Source organism: Corynebacterium sp. CMW7794 (genome assembly GCF_001563605.1).
Classification (GTDB): Bacteria; Actinomycetota; Actinomycetes; order Mycobacteriales; family Mycobacteriaceae; genus Corynebacterium; species Corynebacterium phoceense.
Map to the genome: position 1 here is coordinate 1211 of NZ_KQ961764.1, position 1136 is coordinate 2346.

Consider the following 1136-nt stretch of genomic DNA (forward strand, 5'->3'; position numbering starts at 1 on the left):
AATCAATGCACTCTAAAACCGGAAGAGCCCTTTTAGTACTACTGGTGGATTTCGGTTTTGGTGGGGATTAACGCCGCCGGCTTCGGTTTTTCCGTTGAGGAGGTCGTTGACTACTTCCCGATGGTGAAATGGGTCGATGGTGAGGTAGAGAGGAACCAGTCACCTGGAAGAGATCGATCCAGTCGTTGGTGTGCAATCTGGGAGGTAGGGTCGCGGGGTCGATTCCTCGCGAGCGCAACCATGATTGTGTTTCTGAACGTGATGAAAACAACCCTGCCCTTCGGAGAATTTCCCCTATCCCGCGTCCCCGGGCAGTGAAAACGGTGTGCACCATCGCCTGAAAGGCTTTGCGCTGCTCTATCGGAATCTTCGGGTCACCCACCCGGCGGATCACTAAGATCCCCCCGTCAACGTTTGGCTGTGGCCGGAAAGCAGACCTTGGTACCCGAGAACCCAGGTGAAATGTGAACCATGGGGACCACTGAGCCGTCATCATCGTGCTTGCGCCTACCCCGGCCCGGCGGCGAGCGACTTCCCACTGCATGAGGAGTACAGCGTCAGTCCATGCTGGCGCATGCAGCAACTTTCGAAGAATGGCAGTGGTGAGGTGAAAGGGAATGTTTCCCACAATGACGCAGGGAGTGGCGGGTAACCGGAAGTTAAGGAAATCATCATGGACCACTTCGACCGCCGCCGAGGAGGTTTCTTGTGTGATTTTGGCAGCTAGTTTTGCGTCCACTTCAACTGCCGTTATCGCCCTCCCCAAGTGGGCCATCGGGTGAGTGAGGGCACCGCTTCCTGGTCCGATCTCAATGATGGGGCCGGAGGTTTGTTTCACAAGGTCGATGATGGAGTTGATGATCTTGTGGTTGGTGAGAAAATTTTGGCCATGCTCGTGACGGCCGTGTCCGTATGCAGACATCAGGTGTGCTCCTTGGATTTGAAAGGGAGCCGGGCATGACAAATAGCCGCCCGGCTAAAGGACCGGAGCGGTTTTTAACCTACGGGGTAGGAAACCGCCTTAGCGGTTGGTGCGCAACCGCAAGAAAGCGGTACCTGAAATCAACATGGGTCTAATTATATCCATTTAAATTCGCGGGTGTGAAGTGCCCCGGGTTTTGTTCCTAGGCGTTTGC

General features: G+C 54.9%; 2 protein-coding genes. Both read right to left on the bottom strand.

Annotated features, from left to right (window positions below):
- Positions 1-67: 67 nt before the first annotated feature.
- A complete protein-coding gene (locus tag HMPREF3227_RS13025; RefSeq protein ID WP_011117480.1) occupies positions 68-922 on the bottom strand; it encodes a 23S rRNA (adenine(2058)-N(6))-methyltransferase Erm(X) in 855 nt (284 codons plus the stop codon).
- A 99-nt stretch (positions 923-1021) separates the two neighbouring features.
- On the bottom strand, positions 1022-1087 hold the full coding sequence (locus HMPREF3227_RS14030; RefSeq protein WP_071569110.1) for an erythromycin resistance leader peptide: 66 nt from the start codon (positions 1085-1087) through the stop codon (positions 1022-1024).
- Positions 1088-1136: the final 49 nt, after the last annotated feature.

What these genes read in the sequence shown, in the direction of transcription:
- HMPREF3227_RS13025 (WP_011117480.1), bottom strand. Translation starts at nt 922, where the DNA reads ATGTCTGCATACGGACACGGCCGTCACGAGCATGGCCAAAATTTTCTC.